This is a genomic window from Saccharothrix sabaoui (genome assembly GCF_051756985.1).
Taxonomy (GTDB): domain Bacteria; phylum Actinomycetota; class Actinomycetes; order Mycobacteriales; family Pseudonocardiaceae; genus Actinosynnema.
Map to the genome: position 1 here is coordinate 135,303 of NZ_JBPKJK010000002.1, position 23,048 is coordinate 158,350.

Below are 23,048 nucleotides of genomic sequence, written 5' to 3' on the forward strand. Positions count from 1 at the left end.
CGGCCGAACGGTGTATGCCTGGGGCATGGCGAGTTCGGTGCGAGAGACGGAACGCAAGTACGAGGCCCCCGACGGCACCGCGCTGCCGGACCTGGCGGACCTGCCCGGTGTCGCCGCGGCGGCCGGTCCCGAGGAGCTGCGGCTGGAGGCGGTCTACTACGACACGGAGGACCTGCGGTTGGCGCGCGCGGGCCTGACGCTGCGCCGCCGCACGGGCGGTGACGACGCGGGCTGGCACCTCAAGCTGCCGGCCGGCGAGGACACCCGCGAGGAAGTGCGGCTCCCGCCGGGCCGCGCGGCCAAGCACCCGCCGAAGCAGCTCGGCTCGCTGGTGCAGGTGCACGCCCGCGGCAACGAGCTGGCCCCGGTGGCCCGCATCCGGACCACGCGGCACCGCTGGCAGCTCGTGGACGCCAAGGGCGCGCTGCTCGCCGAGGTGGTCGAGGACCTGGTGTCGGCGCAGGCCGCGGCGGACGACTCGCCCGTCGACTCGTGGCGCGAGATCGAGGTGGAGCTGGGCGAGCGCGGCGACGTGGCGCTGCTGGACCGGGTGGAGGCGCGGCTGTCGGACGTCGGGATCAGGCGGTCCACGTCGTCGGCGAAGCTGACCCGGCTGCTGGCGGGCCGGCTCGCGCCCACCGCCCCGGCGCGCGTGCCGGGCACGACCGCGGCCGACGTGGTGCTCGCCTACGTGCGGGAGCAGGCGGAGGCGCTCCAGCACCAGGACCCGCGGGTGCGGCGCGGCGAGGACGACGCCGTGCACCAGATGCGGGTGGCGACCCGGCGGATGCGCAGCGCGTTGCAGTCGTTCGGGGTGGTCGTCGACCGCGACCGGACGCGGGCGCTGACCGACGAGCTGAAGTGGCTGGCGGGCGTGCTCGGCGAGGCGCGCGACCTGGAGGTGCTGCGCGCCCGCTTCGAGGGCGCGGTGGCGGAGCTGGACCCGTCGCTCGTGCTGGGCCCCGTGAAGGCGCAGCTGACCCGGCACTTCGCGCCGCTGGAGGTCGCCGCGCACGAGTCGGCCGTGGCCGCGCTGGACAGCGGGCGGTACTTCGCGCTGCTGGACTCGGTGGACGCGCTGCTGGCCGACCCGCCGGTGACGCCGCTGGGCCGCCGGAAGGCCGGGAAGGTGCTGCCGGAGCTGGTCGCGAAGACCCACCGGCGGCTGGCCCGGCGGGTCGCGGAGGCGACCGACGACACGGGCCTGCACGAGGCGCGCAAGGCGGCCAAGCGGCTGCGGTACTCCGTCGAGGTGGCCGAACCGGCGTTCGGCAGGAAGGCGAAGAAGTACCGCAAGCAGGTCAAGGACGTGCAGACGCTGCTGGGCGAGCACCAGGACAGCGTGGTGGCGCGGCCGGTGCTGCGCGAGCTGGGCGCGAAGGCGCAGCTCGACGGCGGGAACGGGTTCACCTTCGGCCTGCTGCACGGCCTGGAGGAGGGCCTGGCCCGGCGGGTGGAGGACCGCTTCGCCGCCGTGTGGCGGGGTGTCGGCAAGCCGAAGCTCTCCTGAATTGGTCTGGACCTTGACACCTCCTGGCGGGGGCTGGAACGGTGACTGGGCCGCCGCCCGTGATCCACACCGGCCAGGAGGTCGTCAGGTGACCAGGAGAACTCGGGTGACCAGGAGAACGACGCACCGGGAGCCGCGGCTCCGGGGACCGCTCCCGGGACGACGACGCGGGCTCGGCCTCGCGCTCGCCGCGCTGCTGGCCGCGGGCGCGGTGGGCGGCACGGGCGCGGCGGCGCCCGCCCACGCAGCCCCGGAGACCTCGTTGCGACACATCGTGCCCGCCCCCGTCAGTGCCACCCCGCGCCCCGGGGTGACCTTCACCCTCGGCGCGGACACCCGCATCCACACCCACCCCGGTTCGGCGGGGGCCCGGCAGGTCGGCGAGTTCCTCGCGGGCGTGCTGCGGCCGTCCACCGGCTACCGGCTGCCCGTCGTGCCCGGCGCGTCCGCCCGCGGCATCTCGCTGCTGCTCACCGGCGCGCCCCCGGAGGTCGGCGACGAGGGCTACCAGCTCGACGTGACGCGGCTCGGCGTCGTCGTCCGCGCGCGCACGGCCGCCGGCCTGTTCGCGGGCGTGCAGACGTTCCGCCAGGTCCTGCCCGCGAAGGTCGAGGCGAAGACGCGGCAGCGCGGGCCGTTCACCGCGCCCGGCGGCCGGGTGCTCGACCACCCGCGCTACGCCCACCGGGGCGCGATGCTCGACGTGGCCCGGCACTTCTTCTCGCCCGACGAGGTCAAGCGGTACGTCGACCAGCTCGCGCTCTACAAGGTCAACCGGCTGCACCTGCACCTGACCGACGACCAGGGCTGGCGGCTGGAGATCAAGAGCTGGCCCAACCTCACCGCGCACGGCGGCAGCACGGAGGTCGGCGGCGGCCCCGGCGGGTTCTACACGCAGGAGCAGTACGAGGACCTGGTCGCCTACGCCGCGGCCCGGCACATCACGGTGATCCCGGAGATCGACCTGCCGGGCCACACCAACGCCGCGCTGTCCTCCTACCCGGAGCTGAACTGCGACGGCGTCGCCCCGCCGCTCTACACCGGCATCGAGGTCGGCTTCAGCTCGCTGTGCATCGACAAGGACATCACCTACCGGTTCGTCGACGACGTGCTGCGCGAGGTGGCCGCGCTGACGCCGGGGCGGTACGTCCACATCGGCGGCGACGAGGCGCACGCCACCACCGACCCGGACTACGACCTGTTCATGGACCGGGTGCTGCCGCTGGTGGCCAAGCACGGCAAGACCGCGGTCGGCTGGCACGAGTTCGTCAAGGCCGGTCCGCCCGCCACCGCGGTGCCGCAGTTCTGGGGCACCAGGACCACCGCGCCGGACGTGGTGGAGGCGGCGGCGCGGGGCAACCGGGTCGTGCTGTCGCCCGCGAGCAAGGCGTACCTGGACATGAAGTACGACGCGGACACGCCGCTCGGCCTGTCCTGGGCCGGGTACACCGACGTGCAGGACGCCTACGACTGGAACCCCGGCGCGTACGTCGAGGGGCTGCCCGCCGGGTCGGTGCTCGGCGTGGAGGCACCGCTGTGGAGCGAGACGCTGACGAACTCGGCGGACGTCGAGTTCATGGCGTTCCCGCGCCTGCCCGCGATCGCCGAGCTGGGCTGGTCCCCGTGGTCGACGCACGACTGGGAGGCGTTCAGGGTCCGGCTGGCCGCGCAGGCCGACCGGTGGGACGTGCAGGGCGTGAACTACTACCGCTCCCCGCAGGTGCCCTGGAAGCGCTGACGAGGCGGTGCGGGGAGCCGAGGGGCGGCTCCCCGCACCGGGTCCGGAGGAGGCCCCGCGCGTCGTCTAGAAGAAGCCCTGCGCGTCGGGCGAGTAGCTGACCAGCAGGTTCTTGGTCTGCTGGTAGTGGTCGAGCATCACGCGGTGGTTCTCGCGGCCGATGCCGGACTGCTTGTAGCCGCCGAACGCCGCGTGCGCCGGGTAGGCGTGGTAGTTGTTCACCCACACCCGGCCGGCCTGGATCTCCCGGCCCGCGCGGTAGGCGACGTTGCCGTCGCGCGACCACACGCCCGCGCCCAGGCCGTAGGGCGTGTCGTTGGCGGTCTTCACCGCGTCGTCGAAGTCGTCGAAGCGGGTCACCGCGACGACCGGGCCGAAGATCTCCTCCTGGAAGACCCGCATCTTGTTGTCGCCCTCGAAGATCGCGGGCGTGACGTAGTAGCCGCCGGACAGCTCGCCGCCCAGGTCCGCGGGCTCGCCGCCGCACACCAGGCGCGCGCCCTCCCGCTTGCCGATCTCCACGTAGGACAGGACCTTGTCGAGCTGCTCGCGGCTGGCCTGCGCGCCGATCATGGTCCCGGTGTCGAGCGGGTGCCCCTGCCGGACGGCCTTGGTGCGCTCGGTGGCGTCGGCCAGGAACTCGTCGTAGATGCCGCTCTGCACGAGCGCCCGCGACGGGCACGTGCACACCTCGCCCTGGTTGAGGGCGAACATGGTGAAGCCCTCCAACGCCTTGTCGTAGAACGCGTCGCGGTGCGCGGCCACGTCGTCGAAGAAGATGTTGGGCGACTTGCCGCCCAGCTCCAGCGTCACCGGGACCAGGTTCTCGCTCGCGTACCCCATGATCAGCCGGCCGGTGGACGTCTCGCCGGTGAACGCGACCTTGGCGACGCGGCGGCTGGACGCGAGGGGCTTGCCCGCCTCCGTGCCGAAGCCGTTGACGACGTTGACCACGCCGGGCGGCAGCAGCTCCGCGATGAGGCCCATCAGCACGTGGATCGACGCCGGGGTCTGCTCGGCGGGCTTGAGCACCACGGCGTTGCCGGCGGCCAGCGCGGGCGCGAGCTTCCAGGCGGCCATGAGCAGCGGGAAGTTCCACGGGATGATCTGGCCGACCACGCCCAGCGGCTCCGGGAAGTGGTAGGCCACCAGGTCCTCGCTGATCTGCGAGATGCCGCCCTCCTGCGCCCGGACGACGCCCGCGAAGTAGCGGAAGTGGTCCACCGCCAGCGGCAGGTCGGCGGCCAGGGTCTCCCGGATCGGCTTGCCGTTCTCCCACGTCTCGGCCACGGCGAGGGCTTCGAGGTGGTCCTCGATCCGGTCGGCGACGTCGTTGAGCACGTCGGCGCGCTCGGCGGCCGACGTGCGGCCCCACGCCCGCGCGGCGCCGTGCGCGGCGTCCAGGGCCCGGTCGACGTCCTCGGCGGTGCCCCGCGCGACCTCGGTGAACACCTCGCCGGTGACGGGGGTGCGGTTCTCGAAGTAACCGCCCTTGGCGGGCGGCACGTACTCGCCGCCGATGAAGTGGTCGTACCGGTCCCGGTACGACACGGCGCTGCCCTTCTCGCCGGGCGCCGCGTACCTCGCCATGTCTCGCCTCCCGCGTCGTCGCTGTCGTGGTGCGGTGCAGCGTGCGGGCTCCCACGTTGCAGTCGCGTTGCACCCGGACGGAGCAGCGATCTGCTTGCCCGGGATGTCGATGGACAGTCATCCTGGATCGAGGAGGAGCCCATGGGACCGGACCCGCGACGACTCGCGCGCCTGCGCGAGCTGGCGCTGAGCGGGGACGCGGCGGCGGGGGCGCGGGAGCTGATCGTCGAGTCGTGGCGGCGCTCGCTGGCCGCGCGGGTCGACCCGGAGCGGCACGAGGCCCCGGTGGTGCTCGACCGGGGCGAGGTCGCCGACCGGCGCGGCGCGCACCCGATCGCGGCGGCCCTGCCGGTGCTGCGCGAGACGCTGGTCAGCATCGCCGACGAGGCCGAGCACGTCATGATCGTCACCGACGCGGACGGCACCGTCCTGTGGTGCGAGGGCAAGGCGTCGGTGCGGGGGCTGGCCGAGCGGGTGGGGCTGGCCGAGGGCGCCTGCTGGAGCGAGTCCGCGATCGGCACCAACGCGATGGGCACGGCGCTGGCGGTCGACCGGCCGGTGACCGTGCACTCGGCCGAGCACCTGGTGCGGACCTACCACGGGTGGACGTGCGCGGCGAGCCCCGTGCGCGACCCGGACACCGGCCGCACGATCGGCGCGGTCGACGTGAGCGGGCCGTTGAGCAGCGTGCACCCGGCGGTGGTGGCGCTGGTGTCGGCGGCGGCGCGGCTGGCGGAGGGCCGGCTGAGCACCCGGCAGGCGGCGCGGGACGAACGGCTGCGCGCCGCCGGGATGCGCCACCTCGTCGCCCTGCGCGGCGAACCCGGCGCGCTGCTCAGCCCCAGCGGCCGGGTGCTCGCCTCGGCGTCCGGCGAGGCCGTGGGCACGCGGGTGGACGTGTCCGGCGACCGGGTGCTGCTGGCCGACGGGCGCGAGGCGCGGCTGGAGCCGCTGGAGGAGGGTTACCTGCTGCGCGTGCCGCACCGGACCGAGCGGAGACCCGTGCTGTCGCTGCGGTTCCTGGGGTCGGTCTCGGCCTCGCTCGACGGGCGCGAGCTGCCGCTGTCGCTGCGGCACGCGGAGCTGCTGCTGGCGCTGGCGCTGCACCCGAAGGGGCTGTCGGCGGACCAGCTGGCGCTGCGGCTGTACGGCGAGCGCGGCAACCCGACGACGGTGCGCGCCGAGCTGCACCGGCTCCGCGACCGGCTCGGCGGCGTGCTGCTGACCAGGCCGTACCGGCTGTGCGCGGACGTGCGCGGCGACTTCCTCGCGGTGCGCGAGGCGCTGCGGAACGGCGACGTGGCGCCGGCCGCCGCCGCGTACCGGGGCGAGCTGCTGCCCCGGTCCGAGGCCCCGGTGGCGCGCGAGGAGCGCGAGGACCTGGCGGCGGCCGTGCGGCGCGGCGTGCTGGACCGGGGCGACGTGGAGGCGCTGTGGGCGCTCGGCCTGGTGGCGGAGGACGTCGAGGTGCTCGAACGGCTGGTGCGCCTGCTGCCGCACACCGACCCGCGCCGCGAGGTGGCGATCGGGCGGCTGCGCCGGGCGCTGGCCGGCTAGCCCTCGCGGAGGGCGCCCGCCAGGTCCGACCACAGGTCGTCGACGTGCTCGATGCCCGCGGAGAGCCTGATCGTGCCGTCGGTGATGCCCACCGCGCGCAGCTCGTCCCCGGTGAGCCCGCGGTGCGAGGTGCTCGCCGGGTGCAGCACCAGCGTCTCGGGGCCGCCGAGCGACGGGGCGAGCCGCACCAGCCGCAGCGCGCGGGCGAACCGCTCGGCCGCCGCCCGCCCGCCGGCCAGGTCGAAGGAGAACGCGGCCCCGTACCCGGACAGCAGCCGGGTCGCGACGCCGTGGCTGGGGTGGTCGGGCAGCCCCGGCCAGCGCACCGCCGCCACGGCCGGGTGCGCGGCGAGCCGGTGGGCGAGCACCTCCGCGTTGGCGCAGTGCGCGCGCACCCGCAGCGCCAGGGTGCGCAGGCCGCGGAGGGTCAGCCAGGCCGCGAACGGGTCGGCGGTCGCGCCGACCTCCACCGCGCGCGCCCAGACCTCGCGGTGGCGGGCGGCGTCGGCGAACACCGCGACCCCGCCGACGACGTCGCTGTGGCCCGCCAGGTACTTCGTGGTCGAGTGGACCACCACGTCCGCGCCCAGCCCGATCGGCCGGCACAGCAGGGGCGTGGCGAAGGTGTTGTCCACCACGACGGCGACGCCCGCCCCGCGCGCGACCCGGCTCACCGCGGCCAGGTCGCTGACGTGGCCGGTGGGGTTGGCGATCGTCTCCAGGTACACCAGCCGGGTCCGCGGGCCGAGCGCGGCGCGCACCTCGTCGGGGTCGTGCCCGGACACGCGGGTGACCGAGACGTCCCACCGCTCGGCGAGGTCGCGCAGCAGGGCGTGCGTGCCGCCGTACAGGTCGCGCTGCGCCACCACGTGGTCGCCGGCGCGCAGGGTGGCGTGCAGCACGGTCGTGATGGCGCCCATGCCGGAGGCCGCGGCCAGCGCCGCCGCGCCGCCCTCCAGGTCCGCGACGGCGTCCTCCAGCCCGCGGACCGTCGGGTTGCCCAGCCGGGTGTAGGCGAACGCGCCGTCCGGCCCGCTCATGCCGTCGGCGAAGGCGTCCAGGTCGTCGAACGAGAACCCCGAGGTCTGGTGGAGCGGCACGGCGAGCGGCGTGCCGGCGGTCGGTCGGGGGGCGGTGGCGTGCACGAGGCGGGTCTCCGGTCGCATGACCCGATCGTGCCGACCGGCGGGGCCGGTCGGCAGCGCCAATTCCACTAGATTGGTCTGCTGATGAAGCCAATCGCGGTCGAGGACCTGGCGGGGCGGCTCGGCCGGTGGTCGGCGGGCCGGGGTCCGCTCCACCTGCTGCTGGCCTGCCGCCTGCGCGAGCTGGTCGACGAGGGCCGGTTGCCCGCGGGCACGCCGCTGCCGCCGGACCGGGCGCTGGCGGCCGGGCTCGCGGTCGGCCGCACCACCGTGGTCGCCGCCTACGACCTGCTGCGCGACGAGGGCAGGCTGGTCCGGCGGCGCGGCAGCGGCACGTGGGTGGCGCCCGGCGGGCACCCGGCGGCGGACGCGGCCCGCGACGGGACCGCCAACCCGATGTTCGTCAACCTGCTCGAACCCCCGGACGGCGTCCTCCAGCTGGCCTGCGCCGGCCCGCTGTGGGCCCCGCCGGAGTACGTCGAGGCCCACCGCGGCGCGCTCGACCGGCTCGGCGGCCCCGACCTGGGCTACCACCCCCTCGGCCAACCGGAGCTGCGCGCCGCCCTGGCCGCCCGGTACACCGCGCTGGGCGTGCCGACGACGCCGGCGCACGTCCTGGTCACCACGGGCGCGCAGCAGGCGCTGGCGCTGCTGGTCCGGGCCCTGCTCGCGCCGGGTGACGAGGTGCTGGTGGAGGCCCCGACGTACCCCGGCGCGCTCGACCTGTTCCGGGAGGCCGCCGCGGTCGTCCGGCACTCCCCCGCCGGCGACGGCGCGGCGTTCGCGGCGGCGGTCTCGCGGCACCGGCCCGCGCTCGCCTACGTGATGCCCGCCGTGCAGAACCCGCTCGGCACGACGATGCCCGCGCTGGAGCGGCGGCGGCTGGTGCGCGCCGCGGTGGACGCCGGGGTGCCGCTCGTCGTGGACGACGTGCTCGCCGAACTGGCCTTCACCGAGCCGGTGGGACCCACCGCCGCGCACGCGCCGGAGGTGATCGCGGTCGGCTCGCTGAGCAAGGTGGTGTGGGGCGGGCTGCGCACCGGCTGGGTGCGCGCGCGACCCGCGCTGGTGGAGCGCCTGGCCCGGTTCCGCGCCGTGCACGACCTGGGCGGCTCGGTGCTCGACCAGCTCGCGGCGGTCGAGCTGCTGGCCGGGTTCGACGCGGTGCGCGACCGCCGGGTGGCGCTGCTGCGGGAGCGGCACGACCACCTCGCGGCCGGGCTGCGCCGGGCGCTGCCCGACTGGGCGTTCGACCCGGCCCCGGGCGGCCAGACGCTGTGGGTGCGGCTGCCCGGCGGCGACGCGGCCTCCTACGCGCAGGTCGCGCTGCGGCACGGGGTGGCCGTGCTGCCGGGCGGCTCCCTGGACCCGTCGGGCGGCAGCCGCGACCGGCTGCGGATCGCGTTCACCGCGGGACCCGCCGTGCTGGACGACGCCGTCGCGCGCCTCGCCTCGGCGTGGGAGGCGTACGCCGCGGGGCCGTCGGAGCGCCCCGTGCTGCCCGTGATCGCGGTGTAGCGGCGTCCTACGCTGGACGGCATGGGGTACTTCGCACCGGGGGACGTGGCGCTGCGCCGCGAGGTGCTGCACGGCAGGCCGTGGTCGGTGACGCCGACGCGCGTCGTGCTCGACGGACCGGACCTGCTCGTGGTCTTCACGGTGCCGGACACCGAGATCGGCTACCCGCCGCACCCGTGGCCGCACCACTGGCGGGCGCTCGGCCGCACGCACTGGCGCGGCCACGGCAAGCTCCAGCTGCACCGGCCCGGCGACGCCTACTCGGTCGACCTGTACTGGCAGGGCGCGGAACGCCGGTTCGCCGGGTTCTACCTCAACCTCCAGGCCCCGTTCCGCCGCACCGCGCGGGGCTTCGACACGCTCGACCACGCGCTGGACTTCTGGCTGCCGGTCGACGGGGACTGGTGCGAGCTGGACCGCGACGAGTTCGAGCGGTACGCGGCCGAGGGCAAGTACGACGCGGCGGAGGCCGAGGGCATCGGCCGCACCGCCGAGGAGGTGACGGCCATGCTGACGGCCGGCACGACGTGGTGGGACCCGGCGTGGGGCGACTGGGCCCCCGACCCGGCCTGGCCGGTGCCCGCGCTGCCCGGGGGGTGGGACCGCTGAAGGTCACGCCCCTGTCCCCGGGCGGCCTGGTGGACGAGCTGGTCGCCCGCGTCGACGCGCTGCCGCGCGGCACCTGGTCCCGGGTGCTCGTCGACGGGGCCGCGCCCACCAGGCCGGGTGAGCTGGCGGACGCGCTGGTCGAGCCGCTGCGCGCGCTCGGCAGGCCCGTGCTGCGGGTGTCCGCCGGCGACTTCCTGCGGCCCGCGTCCGTGCGCCTGGAGTTCGGCCGGCACGACCCGGACTCGTTCCGCGACTCGTGGCTCGACGTGGGCGGCCTGACCCGCGAGGTGCTCGACCCGCTGGAACCCGGCGGGTCGGGGCGGGTGCTGCCGTCGCTGTGGAACGCGGAGACCGACCGGGCCAGCCGCGCCGACTACGTGACGCTCGGCGCGGGCGGCGTGCTGCTGCTCGACGGCACGATGCTGCTGGACAAGTGGCTGCCCGCGGAGCTGGCCGTGCACCTGTGGCTGTCGGCGGGCGCGCTGGAGCGGCAGGTGCCGGACGAGTGGCGGTGGACGCTGCCCGCGTACGCCGGGTACGAGCCGCGCGCCGACGTGACGGTGCGCTACGACCACCCCGCGCGGCCCGCGCTCGTCGGTGTGGTGTGAACGGGGGGAGGTGGACGTGGACCGGTTGCGGCTGCTGTCGGCGCTGTACCTGCCCGCGCTCTACGCCCTCACCCTCGTCCGCTCGCCGACCGGGCTGGTCGCCGCCGTGACGGCGGTGGCCCTGGTCGTGCTGCTGCTCACCGCCGCACCGGTGGTGCGCGCCGCGTCCGCGTGGGTGCGGTCGCTGTCGATCCGCGAGAAGTCGCTGCGCGCCGCGTTCCTGCGGCTGCGCGACCCCGACGCCGCCGGGCGTCCCCGTCCCAGGGCACCGGGACTCGGCCGGCCGTCCGGCTGCCGACCCACCCGCTGAGCCGCGCCGCCGTGCGCGGCGAGAAGGCCCGCGCCGCCCTCGCGCCCGAGGGCCGGGCGTTGTCCGAGAAGTACGGCGACGACGGGGTGGAGCCGCGGTGGCCGCGAGGTCGGGAGGGCCGCAGCCGCCCTTCGCCGGGCTGCTGCGGCTCCTGCCGTTCGGCACGGTGCTGGTCGCCGCCGTGCTGCCGCCGGGGTCTACCTGGCGACCAGCACTACCTGGACCCTGCTGGAGCGAGCTTTCCCGTACCGCGCAGTTCAGCTCCCGCCTCGTGCAGGTAGCTCAGCACGTACCCGTAGGACCTGAACAGGCCGCACTCGGCGTAGGACACCGAGTGCCGCTCGCAGAACTCGCGGACCAGGGCCTGCGCGTGGCGCAGGCTCGGGCGCGGCATGCTCGGGAACAGGTGGTGCTCGATCTGGTAGTTCAGGCCGCCCAGCAGGAAGTCGGTGAACCAGCCGCCCGTGACGTTGCGGGAGGTCAGCACCTGCTTGCGCAGGAAGTCCAGCTGGTGGCCGGCCTGGAGCACCGGCATGCCCTTGTGGTTCGGCGCGAACGAGATGCCCATGTAGACGCCGAAGAGGCCCTGGTGGATCGCGATGAACGCCAGGGCCTTGCCGGGCGACATGGTCAGGAACACCAGCGACAGGTAGCCGACGACGTGCGCGGCCAGCAGCACCAGCTCCAGCCGCCAGCCCTTGACCTCGCGGCGCGCGGCGGCGGCGGTGCTGATGATGTGCAGGCTGAAGCCCTCCAGCAGGAGCAGGGGGAAGAACAGCCACGCCTGGCGCTTGACGACCCAGCGGAAGAACCCGCGCTTGCGCGCGGCCTGCTCGGCGCTGAACGCGAGGACGGCGATGTCGACGTCGGGGTCCTCGTCCTCGTGGTTGGGGTTGGCGTGGTGGCGGCTGTGCTTGCCCATCCACCAGCCGAAGCCCACGCCGACGAGCAGGTTGCCCAGCAGCAGGCCGGTGGTGTGGTTCGCGCGGCCGTCGGCGAAGACCTGCCGGTGGCCCGCGTCGTGCCCCAGGAACGCGATCTGGGTGAAGACGACGGCGAGGACGGCGGCGACGACGAGCTGCCACCACGAGTCACCGATCAGCACCATGGCCGCCACGGACAGCGCCAGTGCGCCGACCGCGGCGACCAGGTACAGGACGTAGAAACCGATGCGCCGGTCCAGCAGACCCTGCTGCTTGACCAACCTGGACAATTCAGCGAAGTCGCTGCCGCGGGCTTGGGTGCTCACTCCCGGAGGGTACGGCGCGGAGGGCACCCGCCTCAGGTCAGCCTGAGTTGCAGCTGCGCGAACAGCCGGAGCAGCGGGTCGCCCAGGTCGAACCCGCCGACCTCCGCGGCCCGCCTGATCCGGTAGCGCAGCGTGTTCGGGTGGACGTGCAGCCGGGCCGCCGCGGCCTTCACGTCGCCGAACTCGTCGAGGTAGACCAGCAGGGACCTGGCCAGGTCGGGGTCGAGCAGGTCCAGGCGCGGGTCGCGGACGCGCGGGTGCTCGGCGAGCAGCGCCAGGGTCTCGCCGACCAGCACCCGCGAGCGCACGTCGGCCAGGGTCGCCACGTCGGCGTCGAGGTCGCGCGCCATGGCGTCCAGCACCCGGTCGGCCTCCTCCCGGGAGACCATGACCTCGTCGACGGCGGGCACCGTGCAGCCGACGGCGGCCTGCACCACCAGCCCCATGTGCCGGCGCGCGGCGGTCACCACCTCCCGGGTCAGCGCCAGCAGCGGGGCCTTCGGCGGCAGGTCCGGCAGCAGGGCGTAGGTGCGGCCGTTCTGCCTGCTCACCAGGGCCGTGCGGCGGTAGGCGGCGGCGTGCACGGAGATCAGGCTCGTCATCTCGGCGCGGCGCAGCTCGTGCTGGGTGCGGTCGGCGTGCTCCTGCCCGCGCAGCGCGAACACCACCACGGCGGCGGGCTTGCCGGGGTCGGCGCCGATCTGCTCGGCGATCGACCCGGCGTCCATCCGGCCGTCGAGCAGCGAGGCCAGCAGGTTCTCCCGGAACGCGGCTGCGGGTTCCCGCTGCTGCACGAGGTGCAGGGCGGTGACGCGGGCCGCGCCGAGCAGCGCCCGCTCGGACTGCTCGGTCAGCGGCGTGTCGCCCTCCTGCACCCAGATCGTGCCGAGCGGCTGGGGCCCGGCGTGGACGCCCACCGCGATGCGGCGGCGGATGCCCAGCTCGGGGCGCTCGTCGATGCGCACGACCTCCTCGCCGGAGCGCAACCGCTGGTAGACGCCCCACTCGCGGAGCATCGTCAGGTACGGCTCGGGCCCCTGGCGGCCGAGGATCGACAGCCGGCGCAGCTCGTCGACCTCGTCGGAGGACCGCGAGTAGGCCAGCACGCGGCTCGCGGTGTCCTCGATGCTCACGATGCCGCCGGTCAGCGACGCGATGGTCTGGGCGAGCCCGAACAGGTCGCCGAGCACCTCCGCGGCACCCGCGTCCGCGGTCAGCCTCGCGTTCTGCACGACGCCCCTGACCAGCGCTTCGAGCTGTTCCCACCGCACCTCGGGGCGCACCGCGAGCAGGGCCACCCCGGCGTCGGCGGCGGCCTGGCGCAGCACCGGCGAGGGCGCGTCGACCTTGACCGCCACGGCCACCGCTCCTCCGACCCCGGCCGCCCTGACCAGCGGCAGCGCCGCGCGCCCCCGTGCGCCGACGACGAGCACCAGGTCCCCCGGCCGCACGTCGGGCGTGTCGTCGGGGTCGAGGATCACCACGTCGAGGACGTCGCCCTCCAGCCCGCGCGGCGCGGCCTGCACCTCGACGAGCGGGTCGCCCACCGCGATCAACACCTGGCGCAGGCTCATCGCCGCCAACCCCGTTTGTCCGATCCCACAACTGCGGAGGGCCAAGCCTAGATGCTTGGACAACGGGGGGCCGTGTCGGCGGTCCTACCGTGGGGTACCCCCTGTTTTTCGTCCGAAGGAGCTGCTCGTGGATGCCGTGACCAGGGTGCCCGCACCGGTGAACGAGCCCGTCCTCAGCTACGCGCCCGGCTCCCCCGAGCGCGCGCAGCTGCAGGCGAAGCTGGCCGAGCTGGCCAAGGAGCCCCTCGACCTGACGCTGACGATCGGGGGTGAGCAGCGCGTCGGCGGCGGCGAGCGCTTCGACGTCGTGCAGCCGCACAACCACCGCGCCGTCCTCGGCACCCTGCACGGGGCCACCCGGCAGGACACCCGCGACGCCATCGCCGCCGCCAAGGAGGCCGCCCCGGCGTGGCGCGCGATGTCCTACGACGACCGCGCCGCGATCCTGCTGCGCGCCGCCGAGCTGCTGGCCGGCCCGTGGCGCGCCACCCTCAACGCGGCCACCATGCTCGGCCAGTCCAAGACCGCGATCCAGGCCGAGATCGACGCCGCCTGCGAGCTGATCGACTTCTGGCGCTTCAACGTCTCGTTCGGCCGGCAGCTGCTGGCCGAGCAGCCGCAGTCCTCGCCCGGTGTGTGGAACCGCACGGACCACCGCCCGCTGGAGGGCTTCGTCTACGCGATCACGCCGTTCAACTTCACCGCCATCGCGGGCAACCTGCCGACCGCCCCGGCCCTGATGGGCAACGTGGTGCTGTGGAAGCCGTCGCCCACGCAGAGCTTCGCCGCGCACCTCACCCTGCGCCTGCTCGAAGAGGCCGGCCTGCCGCCGGGCGTGATCAACCTGCTGCCCGGCGACGGCCTGGCCGTGTCCGAGGTGGCGCTGGCCGACCCGGACCTCGCGGGCATCCACTTCACCGGCTCCACGAAGACGTTCCAGCACCTGTGGGGCCAGGTCGGCGCGAACATCGCCGGCTACCGCTCGTACCCGCGCGTCGTCGGCGAGACCGGCGGCAAGGACTTCGTGCTCGCGCACCCCTCGGCCGACGTCGACGTGCTGCGCACCGCGCTGGTCCGCGGCGCGTTCGAGTACCAGGGCCAGAAGTGCTCCGCCGCGTCGCGCGCCTACGTGCCGCGCTCGGTGTGGAACCGGGTCAAGGACGACTTGATCTCCGAGGTCGAGTCGCTGACGACGGGCGACGTCACCGACTTCTCGAACTTCATGGGCGCGGTGATCGACAAGCGCTCGTTCGACAAGCTCTCCGGCGTGCTGACCGCAGCCCGTGACGACGACAAGCTGGAGATCGCGGCCGGCGGCACCGCCGACGACTCCGAGGGCTACTTCGTGCGGCCGACCGTGCTGCTCGGCACCGACCCCGGCCACGAGGTGTTCACCACCGAGTACTTCGGCCCGGTGCTGGCCGTGCACGTCTACGACGACGCCGACTACGACACCGTCGTGAAGCAGATGGAGAACGCGGCCCCCTACGCCCTGACCGGCGCGGTCATCGCCCGCGACCGGCAGGCCGTCGTGAAGGCGCAGGAGGACCTGCGGTTCGCCGCGGGCAACTTCTACGTCAACGACAAGCCGACCGGCGCGGTCGTCGGCCAGCAGCCCTTCGGCGGCGGCCGGGCGTCGGGCACCAACGACAAGGCGGGCTCGATCCACAACCTGCTGCGCTGGGTCAGCCCCCGTTCCATCAAGGAGACGTTCGTGGCCCCCACGTCGTCCCGCTACCCGCACCAGGGGTGACGCCGTGCTCCGCTCCGCACTGCTCGCCGCCGCTGGCTCCTCGTCGATCCGCGGCCTCGTCGAGCGCACGCCGCTGACCAAGCCCGTCGTCAGGCGCTTCATCTCCGGCGACGACGTGGACGCCGCCGTGGCCACCACCGGCGAGGTGCTCGCCGACGGCCGCTACGTGACCCTCGACCACCTCGGCGAGGACACCCGCGACGCCGACCAGGCCGCGGCCACCGTCGAGGCGTACCTCGACCTGCTGCGCCGCCTGGAGGCCGCCGGGCACACCGACCGCGCCGAGGTGTCCGTGAAGCTGTCCGCGGTGGGCCAGTTCCTGCCCTCGGACGGCGAGAAGATCGCCCTGGAGAACGCCCGCCGCATCTGCGCGGCGGCGGGCGCGGTGGGCACCACGGTCACCCTGGACATGGAGGACCACACCACCACGGACTCCACGCTCGGCATCCTGAGCGAGCTGCGCGTCGACTTCCCGTGGGTCGGCGCGGTGCTCCAGGCGTACCTGCGGCGCACCGAGCAGGACTGCCGGGACCTGGCGCACGCCGGGTCGCGCGTGCGGCTGTGCAAGGGCGCCTACAAGGAGCCCGAGTCGGTGGCGTTCCAGGACAAGGCGGACGTCGACCTGTCGTACGTGCGCTGCCTGAAGGTGCTGATGGCGGGCGAGGGCTACCCGATGGTCGCCTCGCACGACCCGCGGCTCATCGCCATCGCGCACGACCTGGCCGCGCACCGGTCGGCCGACACCTACGAGTTCCAGATGCTCTACGGCATCCGGCCCGACGAGCAGCACCGCATCGCCGCGGCGGGCAACCGGATGCGCGTGTACGTGCCCTACGGCGACGAGTGGTACGGCTACTTCATGCGGCGGCTGGCCGAGCGCCCGGCGAACGTGGCGTTCTTCCTGCGGTCCCTGGTCACCACGGGCTGACCCGCTCCACCTCGTCGCGCAGCCGGGCGCGCGCCGCCTCCGGGTCGGCGTGCGCCCGGACCACGTCGTCCACCACCGCGACCGCGCGCAGGACCACCTCCGCCGGTGCGCCCGCCGCCCGCAGCACCACCACCGCGCGGTGCGCGGGCAGCAGCGCCCGGTGGACCTCGGCACCCGCCTCGGCGCACCGGTGCGCGTAGCGCGACAACGCCTCCGCGTACCCGATGTCGGCGGCCAGCTCCTCGGGCGCGTGCGCCAGGTGCCGCACCAGCACCGCCATCCGCGCCCGGGCCGGGCCGTCGTCGCCGGCGTGCTCGGCGGCCCGGTGCACGGCCGCCGCGTACGCGGCCGGCGCGGCGCGGTGGTGGCCCAGCAGGTCGCGCCACACCCCGGCCGCCCGCTCCGCGACCCGCCGCGCCCGTTCGCCGTCCCGGCGTCCGGCGAGCGCCCCGGCCAGGGCGTGCAGCGCGGACGCGAGCCCCGGCCCCCGCGCCACCAGCACCGGTCGCGGCAGCCGCGGGTCGAGCGCGACCACCTCGTCCACGACGCGCCGCGCCTCGTGGTCGCGGCCGGCCTCCAGCAGCAGCCGCGCCACCCGCGCCCGCGCCACCGCGAACGCCACCCGGCACGCCGGCGACCGCGCCGCCAGGGGCCGCGGCAGCTCAGCCGCCTCCTCCGCCACCGCCGACCGCTCCGGGCCGACCAGCAGGTCGACCTGCTCGACGAGGGCCGCCGCCAGCCGCGCCACCGCCTCGGGTTCGCCGTGCCGCGCGACGTGCCGCCGCACCAGGACGGCCTCCTCGGACGCGGTCAGCGCCTCGGCGGACCGGCCCCGGCGGCGCAGCAGCGCGGCGGCCTCGCCGAGCGCGGACGCCAGCTCGGGCTCGAAGTCGGCCGGGTTGGCGCGGGCCAGCCTGCGCAGCAGCGCCACCGACTCCCCCACCGCGGCCAACGCCTCGTCCAGCCCGGTACCCGCCCCGCCGGCCGCGACGACACCCGCCCCGTCGACCGCCACCCCGTCGCCGCCGGCCGCCACCCCGCCGAACGCCACCTCACCGGCCGCCGCCCCAGCAGCTCCCGCTCCACCGGCCGCCGCTCCACCGAACGCCGCCCCGCCGGCCGCCGCTCCATCCGCTCCCGCCCCGCCCAACGCCGCCCCGCCGAACAGCGACCCGCCGGGCGTGCCGTCCACCTCGTCGTCGGCCCCCGCGGCAACCGCGAGCAGGGACGCGATCGAGCGCAGCGCCCGCGCCGACTCGGGCTCGAACCGGGGATCGCCCTCCGCCGCCTCCCGCCAGCGCACGACGGCCAGCCGCGCGGTCCGCACGGCCTCCTCCCGCCGCCCCACGTCGAGCAGCCGCACGGCGTGGTGGTGCGTGACCTTCGCCAGCTCCGACCCGAACAGCGCCGGGTTGAGCCCGACCAGCTCGCCGCACCGCGCCACCGCCTCGGCCACCGCCGCCAGCGCCTCCTCCCGGTGCCCGAGGGCCGCGTGCCGCACCCCCAGCTGGTCGAGGGCCGCCGCCAGGCGCGGCGCGTAGTCGGCGTCCCCCGCCACCACGGCCCGCAGCAGCCGCACCGCCTCCTCCGCCGCCGCCAGCGCCTCCCCGGCCCGGCCCAGCGCGACGAGCCGCAACCCCAGGTCGCCCAGCGCGTCGGCCAGCGACGACCGGTGCTCCGGGTCGTCCTCCGCCGCGCGCCGGTACAGCTCCACCTCGTGCCGCGACGCCTCCAGCGCCTCCTCGCGCAACCCGGCGAGCGCGGCCCGCGCGGCCAGCGCGCCGTGCAGCTCGGCCAGCTCCAGCGGCCCCACGACCGGGGCCAGGTCGTCCACCAGGGCGCGCGTCAGCACGGCGGGCAGCGGGTCGCGGTGGAAGCGGGGGTCGTGGAACACGTGCCGCGCGACCGCCCGCGCCGACGTCGGCGACCCCAGCTCCACGAGGGCGCGCAGGGCGGCGCTCGGCGCGACCGCCACCAGGCCGGGGTCCGCGGTGAACAGCTCGTCGGCGCGCCGCAGCACGTGCGGCCAGCGGTCGGCGGCGCGCAGCAGCGTCCCCAGGGCGTCGGCGGTCGGCTCGGGCGCGATGCGGTCGTCCAGCAGCGCGACGGCCAGCACGTCCTCGGCGAACCGGCCGCGCGCCGGGACCGGGTCCGCGCTCATGACCCGCCGCACCAGCTCGGCCGGGTCGTCGTCGGGGGCCGCGCCGTGCACCGCCGCGACCGCCGCCACGTGCAGGTCGTGGAACGTCGCCCCCGGTAACGCGGGCACGTCGGCGGCGGGCGGCAGGCCGAGGGCGTCCGCGACGTGCGCGCACACCGCGGCGAAGTCGTGCGGCCCCGGTCCCCCGTCCAGCGCCAGCTCCTCGGCGGCGTAGCCCAGGTCGGCCGCGCGCTGCCGCACCGCCGACCACCACCAGCCCGTCGTGCGGGCCGCCAGCAGCACCCGGTCCCGGCCCTCCAGCAGCAGGTCGTGCAGGTCGCGCCACGGCACGAGGTCCGCGTCGTCGACCACCCGGACCCCGTCGACGCGCGCCGCCAGCCGGGTCTTGCCCACCCCCGCCGGCCCGTGCAGCAGCAGCACGGACCGCGCGCCGCCGCCGTCCCGCCACCGCGTGAGCGCCGCCACCTCCCGGGCGCGCCCGAGGAAGGGCACCACCTCGTGCCGCGGGTCGAGCAGCTCGCCGGGCGACAGGGTGCGGTCCACCCGCACATAGTGCCCGGCGATGTGCTGCACGATCGGGTGACCGCCCGTGACCGGCCGCTCCGCCGGGTGACTGTCGGTCCCGCCCTGCACAATCCGGACGTGCTCATGGCCCTGGTGTCCCACGCGGAGAACGCGGGCGAGGTGCGCCCGCTCTCCGACGCGGGCACGCCCTCGGGCCCCGTCGTGCGCACGACCGACCTGGCCGCCACCGTCCGCGACCTCGAAGCGCGCCACCGCCCCCGGTGGGTGTGGCCCGCCACCGCCGAGGTGTACCCGGCGCTGCTGGCGCGCGGCGCCCGCGTCGAGCGCTGCCACGACCTCGCGCACACCGAGCACCTGCTGCTGGCCCACCAGGACCGCCACCACGAGCCGCGCGGGCTGGCCGCCGCCGTCGCCCGGCTGCGCGGCCTGCCCGTCCCGGAGGACCACGGGCCGCGCAAGCGCACCAGCCAGCCCACCCTCTTCGAGCCCGAGCGGGAGGCCCTGCCGGGCGACGCGGACCCGCTGGGCGCGGTGGTCGAGGTCTGGGCGGCGCAGCGGGCCAGGGCCGCCGAGCTGGGGCACCCCGGCCTGCGCCTGCTGTTCGCCGCCGAGTCCGCCAGCGCCCTCGCCGCCGCCGAGATGACCCACCACGGCCTGCCGTGGCGCGAGGACGTCCACCTGCGGCTGCTCGCCGACACCCTCGGCCCCCGCCCCGCGCCGGGCGCGCGGCCCCGCGTGCTGGCCGAGCTGGCGGACCGCGTCACGGCCGCGTTCGGCGGGAAGCCCGTCAACCCGGACCACCCGCCCGGCATCGTGCGCGCGTTCGCCCGCGAGGGCATCGACGTCCCGTCCGCCCGCGCGTGGACGCTCCGGAAGGTCGACCACCCGGCGGTGGAACCCCTGCTGGCCTACAAGGAACTGGCGCGGCTGTGGGTGGCGCACGGCTGGTCCTGGTTGGACACCTGGGTCGCCGACGGCCGCTTCCGCCCCGACTACGTGGTGGGCGGCGTGGTGTCCGGCCGGTGGGCCACCCGGGGCGGCGCGGCGCTCCAGATCCCGCGCGTCCTGCGCACCGCCGTCCGCGCCGACCCGGGGTGGAAGCTGGTCGCCGCCGACGCGGCCCAGCTGGAGCCGCGCGTGCTGGCGGCGCTGGCCGAGGACGCCGACTTCGCCGCCGTGTCCGCCGACGACGACCTCTACACGACGCTGGCCGCCGAGGCGTTCGACGGCGACCGCGGCCGGGCGAAGCTCGCGATGCTGTCCGCCATGTACGGCGGCACGGGCGGTGACGGCGCGCCCGCGATGGCCGTGCTCCGGCGCAGGTTCCCGAAGGCCGTCGGGTACGTGGAGGCGGCGGCCCTGGCGGGCGAGCAGGGCCGGATCGTCCGCTCCCGCCTGGGCCGGACCAGCCCGTCCCCGTCGGCGGCCTGGCGCGAGACCACCGGCAGCGCGGACGACGACGAGGACTCGCTGCGCCGCTCCCGCCGGGCGGCCCGGGACTGGGGCCGCTTCACGCGCAACTTCGTGGTCCAGGCCAGCGCGGCGGACTGGACGGCGGCGCTGCTGGGCGCGCTGCGCCGGCGGCTGCACCAGGACACGCCGGAGGCGCACCTCGTCTTCTTCCAGCACGACGAGGTGCTGGTGCACTGCCCGGCGGAGCAGGCGGACCGGGTGGCGGCGAACGTCGTCGCGGCGGGCGAGGAGGCGTCGGACCTGGTCTTCCCCGGCACGCCGGTCAAGTTCCCGCTCAAGGCGGTGCCGGTGGACACCTACGCGGACGCCAAGTGAGGGCTCAGTCCCACCAGAACACCCACGAGTGGTCGCCGACGAGGCGGTCGGCGTAGGCGGCGAGGGTGTTCGGGGCCCCGCCCTGCCGGACGTTGTCCGGGCAGAGCGCGAAGTGCTCGGCGGCGACGGCCAGCGCCTCCTCCCGGGTGGTGGGCGGCGCGGCGACGCCGAGCAGGAGGGTGTCGAACCCGGCGCTGACGACGCGCGCGCCGAACCGGTCCTCCCAGTCGCGCAGCACGGCGGAGACCTGCGCCGTGTCGCCGACGTGGTTGGCCGGGCCGGTCCAGCCGGCGACGGCGAGCGCGTCGGCGCCCCGGTCCGCGGCGACCAGGCCCAGGCGCAGCGACGGGTGGCCGGCGAGCAGCGCCTCGGCCAGGTCGTCGGCGACGCGGCCCGGGTCGGCGGTGCCCCGGGGCGCGGTCGCCCGGCCGGGCCAGCGGTCGTGGGGCGCGGTGGTGGCGGGGTCCTCGTCGGCCGCGTGCTCGGCCCACCAGGTCGCGAGCAGCTCGGCCGGGTCGTGCGCGCCGGGTGACGACATCGCGCCCGGCTCCACCTCGCCGTTGCCCCACGGGCGGTACTCCTCGTCCTCGTCGTCGAGGGCGTCGAGGAGCAGCGGCCACAGGCCGGAGCGGGCGTGCCCGGCGCGCAGGGCGCCCCACCGGCCGGCCGGCGCGGGGCCGTCGCCGAGCCAGAACGCGGGCCGGCCGCCGTCCTCCGGGCGCACGGCGCGGCCGGGCGGCAGCGGCACGGACAGGGTCCGGCCGGCGGCGTCGTCGGCGAACAACGCCCTCAGGTCCTCGGGCAGCGGCGGCTCGGTGATCACGAGCGGGATGGTAGGCGCGCGGCCCGGCGCCCGGGTCCGGAACGGGGGGACCGGGATTCGGGGTCCGGCACGGCGGATGCGCGCGTGTTCGGCCGATCAGCCCCTTGAACGATCATTGTGAGAGCGCTCTCATGAAGGTCCGTCGCGCGCAGCACCCACGAGCAGGACACAGTGACAAGGAGGTCACCGCGCATGGTGCTCAGCATGAGCCGCCGACGGCGCGCACTCGCGACCGCCGCCGCCGTGATCACGGCCGTGCCGCTCGCCGTCGTCGCCACGATGTCGGCCGACGCGTCCGTGCCGCCCACCCCACCCGGCTGGACGCTCCAGTGGAGCGACGACTTCACCGGGGCCGCGAACACCCTGCCGTCGTCCTCGAACTGGATCTTCGACCTCGGCCACGGCTACCCGGGCGGTCCGGGCAACTGGGGCACCGGGGAGATCCAGGACTACACGAACTCCACCAACAACATCAAGCTCGACGGCGCCGGCAACCTGCGGATCACGGCGCTGCGCGACGGGGCCGGCAACTGGACCTCCGCGCGCGTCGAGACGCAGCGCGCGAACTTCAAGCCGCCGGCCGGCGGCAAGCTCGCCATCGAGGGCCGCATCCAGATGCCGAACGTCACCGGCGACGCGGCGCTCGGCTACTGGCCCGCGTTCTGGGCGCTCGGCCAGCCCTACCGCGGCAACTACTGGAACTGGCCCGCCATCGGCGAGTTCGACATCATGGAGAACGTCAACGGCATCAACTCGGTGTGGGGCGTGCTGCACTGCGGCGTCAACCCGGGCGGGCCGTGCAACGAGACGAACGGCCTCGGCGCGAGCCGCGCGTGCCCCGGCTCCTCGTGCCAGTCGGCGTTCCACACGTACCGGTTCGAGTGGGACGAGAGCGTGAGCCCGAAGGCGTTGCGCTGGTACGTGGACGGCCAGCAGTTCCACAGCGTCAACCAGAACCAGTTCGACGCGACGACGTGGAACAACATGACCGGCCACGCGGGCTACTTCCTGCTGCTGAACCTGGCGATGGGCGGCGCGTTCCCGAACGGCGTCGCGGGCTTCGGCACGCCCACCGCGGCCACCGTCCCCGGTCACTCGATGGTGGTGGACTACGTGGCCGTGTGGTCGGCCGGCGGCGGCACCCAGCCGACCACTACGACGACCACGACCACGCCGGGCGGCAGCGGGTGGGACGCGTTCGCCGACATGCAGGCCGAGTCGGCGACCTCCCGCAGCGGCGGCTCGGTCGAGGCGGCCGAGGGCGGCCAGGCGGTGGCGCAGCTGCGCAACGGCGACTCGCTGCGGTTCTCCGGCACGCGGTTCGGGACGCGCACGGCCACGCAGTTCGTGGCGCGCGTGGCGTCCGGCGCGGCGGGCGGCGTGAGCGGGCTCGTCGAGGTCAGGCTGGGCAGCCCGACCGCCGCGCCGATCGGCAGCTTCGCCGTCGGCAACACCGGCGGCTGGCAGAGCTGGCGGACGATCCCGGCCAACATCGCCGGGGTGGGCGGTACGCAGGACGTGTACGTCACGTTCACCAGCGGCCAGCCGAGCGCGTTCGTGAGCGTCAACTGGGTCCGGTTCGGCACGTGACGGCGTGGCGGGCCGTCCTCGTCGACGGTCGTCCTCGTCGACGGCCCGCCACCCCCGCGTTAGGTTGACGGG

General features: G+C 75.7%; 17 protein-coding genes. 11 read left to right on the forward strand and 6 right to left on the reverse strand.

What is annotated here, in order from left to right:
* Positions 1 to 37 precede the first annotated feature (37 nt).
* Positions 38 to 1,510 carry a CYTH and CHAD domain-containing protein gene (locus tag ACR807_RS01410; RefSeq protein WP_438919308.1) on the forward strand — a complete coding sequence of 491 codons (1,473 nt, stop codon included), beginning with the start codon at positions 38 to 40 and terminating at the stop codon, positions 1,508 to 1,510.
* 106 nt (positions 1,511 to 1,616) lie between these two features.
* Positions 1,617 to 3,248: a beta-N-acetylhexosaminidase gene (locus tag ACR807_RS01415; RefSeq protein WP_438919309.1), complete on the forward strand. Its 1,632-nt coding sequence runs from the start codon at positions 1,617 to 1,619 to the stop codon at positions 3,246 to 3,248.
* Positions 3,249 to 3,314: 66 nt separating this feature from the next.
* On the opposite strand, the gene exaC is transcribed toward ACR807_RS01415, so the two are convergent.
* Complete coding sequence (gene exaC, locus ACR807_RS01420) at positions 3,315 to 4,838, reverse strand: acetaldehyde dehydrogenase ExaC (protein WP_438919310.1); 1,524 nt, start codon at positions 4,836 to 4,838, stop codon at positions 3,315 to 3,317.
* A 141-nt stretch (positions 4,839 to 4,979) separates the two neighbouring features.
* Between exaC and ACR807_RS01425 the strand changes: the two genes are divergently transcribed.
* Positions 4,980 to 6,395, forward strand: a complete 1,416-nt coding sequence (locus tag ACR807_RS01425) for a GAF domain-containing protein (protein WP_438919311.1) — start codon at positions 4,980 to 4,982, stop codon at positions 6,393 to 6,395.
* Here the strand turns inward: ACR807_RS01425 and ACR807_RS01430 are convergent.
* Complete coding sequence (locus ACR807_RS01430) at positions 6,392 to 7,561, reverse strand: trans-sulfuration enzyme family protein (RefSeq protein ID WP_438919312.1); 1,170 nt, start codon at positions 7,559 to 7,561, stop codon at positions 6,392 to 6,394. The two genes, ACR807_RS01425 and ACR807_RS01430, sit on opposite strands and share 4 nt — an antisense overlap.
* Positions 7,562 to 7,624: 63 nt before the next feature.
* Between ACR807_RS01430 and ACR807_RS01435 the strand changes: the two genes are divergently transcribed.
* The 4 genes from ACR807_RS01435 to ACR807_RS01450 are packed head-to-tail and all read left to right on the forward strand — an operon-like array spanning position 7,625 to position 10,585.
* A complete protein-coding gene (locus ACR807_RS01435; protein WP_438919313.1) occupies positions 7,625 to 9,058 on the forward strand; it encodes an aminotransferase-like domain-containing protein in 1,434 nt (477 codons plus the stop codon).
* A 21-nt stretch (positions 9,059 to 9,079) separates the two neighbouring features.
* On the forward strand, positions 9,080 to 9,667 hold the full coding sequence (locus ACR807_RS01440) for a DUF402 domain-containing protein (RefSeq protein WP_438919314.1): 588 nt from the start codon (positions 9,080 to 9,082) through the stop codon (positions 9,665 to 9,667).
* Positions 9,664 to 10,275: a nucleoside/nucleotide kinase family protein gene (locus tag ACR807_RS01445; protein ID WP_438919357.1), complete on the forward strand. Its 612-nt coding sequence runs from the start codon at positions 9,664 to 9,666 to the stop codon at positions 10,273 to 10,275. Before ACR807_RS01440 ends, ACR807_RS01445 begins: the two co-directional genes overlap by 4 nt.
* A gap of 16 nt (positions 10,276 to 10,291) precedes the next feature.
* Positions 10,292 to 10,585, forward strand: coding sequence for a DUF6412 domain-containing protein (locus ACR807_RS01450; RefSeq protein WP_438919315.1), 294 nt, complete (start codon positions 10,292 to 10,294; stop codon positions 10,583 to 10,585).
* Positions 10,586 to 10,799: 214 nt separating this feature from the next.
* Here ACR807_RS01450 and ACR807_RS01455 read toward each other — a convergent pair whose 3' ends face one another.
* Both ACR807_RS01455 and ACR807_RS01460 read right to left on the reverse strand, forming a co-directional pair.
* Positions 10,800 to 11,834: a fatty acid desaturase family protein gene (locus tag ACR807_RS01455; protein ID WP_438919316.1), complete on the reverse strand. Its 1,035-nt coding sequence runs from the start codon at positions 11,832 to 11,834 to the stop codon at positions 10,800 to 10,802.
* A gap of 32 nt (positions 11,835 to 11,866) precedes the next feature.
* Entirely contained in the window at positions 11,867 to 13,408 is a 1,542-nt protein-coding gene (locus ACR807_RS01460) for a PucR family transcriptional regulator (protein ID WP_438919317.1), read from the reverse strand.
* A gap of 127 nt (positions 13,409 to 13,535) precedes the next feature.
* Between ACR807_RS01460 and pruA the strand changes: the two genes are divergently transcribed.
* Together pruA and ACR807_RS01470 are read left to right on the forward strand one after the other, a co-directional pair.
* A complete protein-coding gene (pruA, locus tag ACR807_RS01465; RefSeq protein WP_438919318.1) occupies positions 13,536 to 15,161 on the forward strand; it encodes an L-glutamate gamma-semialdehyde dehydrogenase in 1,626 nt (541 codons plus the stop codon).
* Between the two features lie 4 nt (positions 15,162 to 15,165).
* Positions 15,166 to 16,089 (forward strand): proline dehydrogenase family protein, encoded by a 924-nt coding sequence (locus ACR807_RS01470; RefSeq protein ID WP_438919319.1) that lies wholly within the window; start codon positions 15,166 to 15,168, stop codon positions 16,087 to 16,089.
* Here the strand turns inward: ACR807_RS01470 and ACR807_RS01475 are convergent.
* Positions 16,076 to 18,793, reverse strand: coding sequence for a tetratricopeptide repeat protein (locus ACR807_RS01475; protein ID WP_438919320.1), 2,718 nt, complete (start codon positions 18,791 to 18,793; stop codon positions 16,076 to 16,078). The two genes, ACR807_RS01470 and ACR807_RS01475, sit on opposite strands and share 14 nt — an antisense overlap.
* 105 nt (positions 18,794 to 18,898) lie before the next feature.
* Here ACR807_RS01475 and ACR807_RS01480 point away from each other — a divergent pair, with 105 nt between their 5' ends.
* Positions 18,899 to 20,563 carry a bifunctional 3'-5' exonuclease/DNA polymerase gene (locus tag ACR807_RS01480; protein ID WP_438919358.1) on the forward strand — a complete coding sequence of 555 codons (1,665 nt, stop codon included), beginning with the start codon at positions 18,899 to 18,901 and terminating at the stop codon, positions 20,561 to 20,563.
* A 4-nt stretch (positions 20,564 to 20,567) separates the two neighbouring features.
* Here the strand turns inward: ACR807_RS01480 and ACR807_RS01485 are convergent, their stop codons facing one another.
* Complete coding sequence (locus ACR807_RS01485) at positions 20,568 to 21,386, reverse strand: DUF4253 domain-containing protein (protein WP_438919321.1); 819 nt, start codon at positions 21,384 to 21,386, stop codon at positions 20,568 to 20,570.
* A gap of 204 nt (positions 21,387 to 21,590) precedes the next feature.
* On the opposite strand from ACR807_RS01485, the gene ACR807_RS01490 reads away from it, so the two are divergent.
* The gene (locus ACR807_RS01490; RefSeq protein WP_438919322.1) at positions 21,591 to 22,976 is read left to right on the forward strand and encodes a carbohydrate-binding protein; all 1,386 of its coding nucleotides are present in this window, start codon (positions 21,591 to 21,593) and stop codon (positions 22,974 to 22,976) included.
* Positions 22,977 to 23,048: the final 72 nt, after the last annotated feature.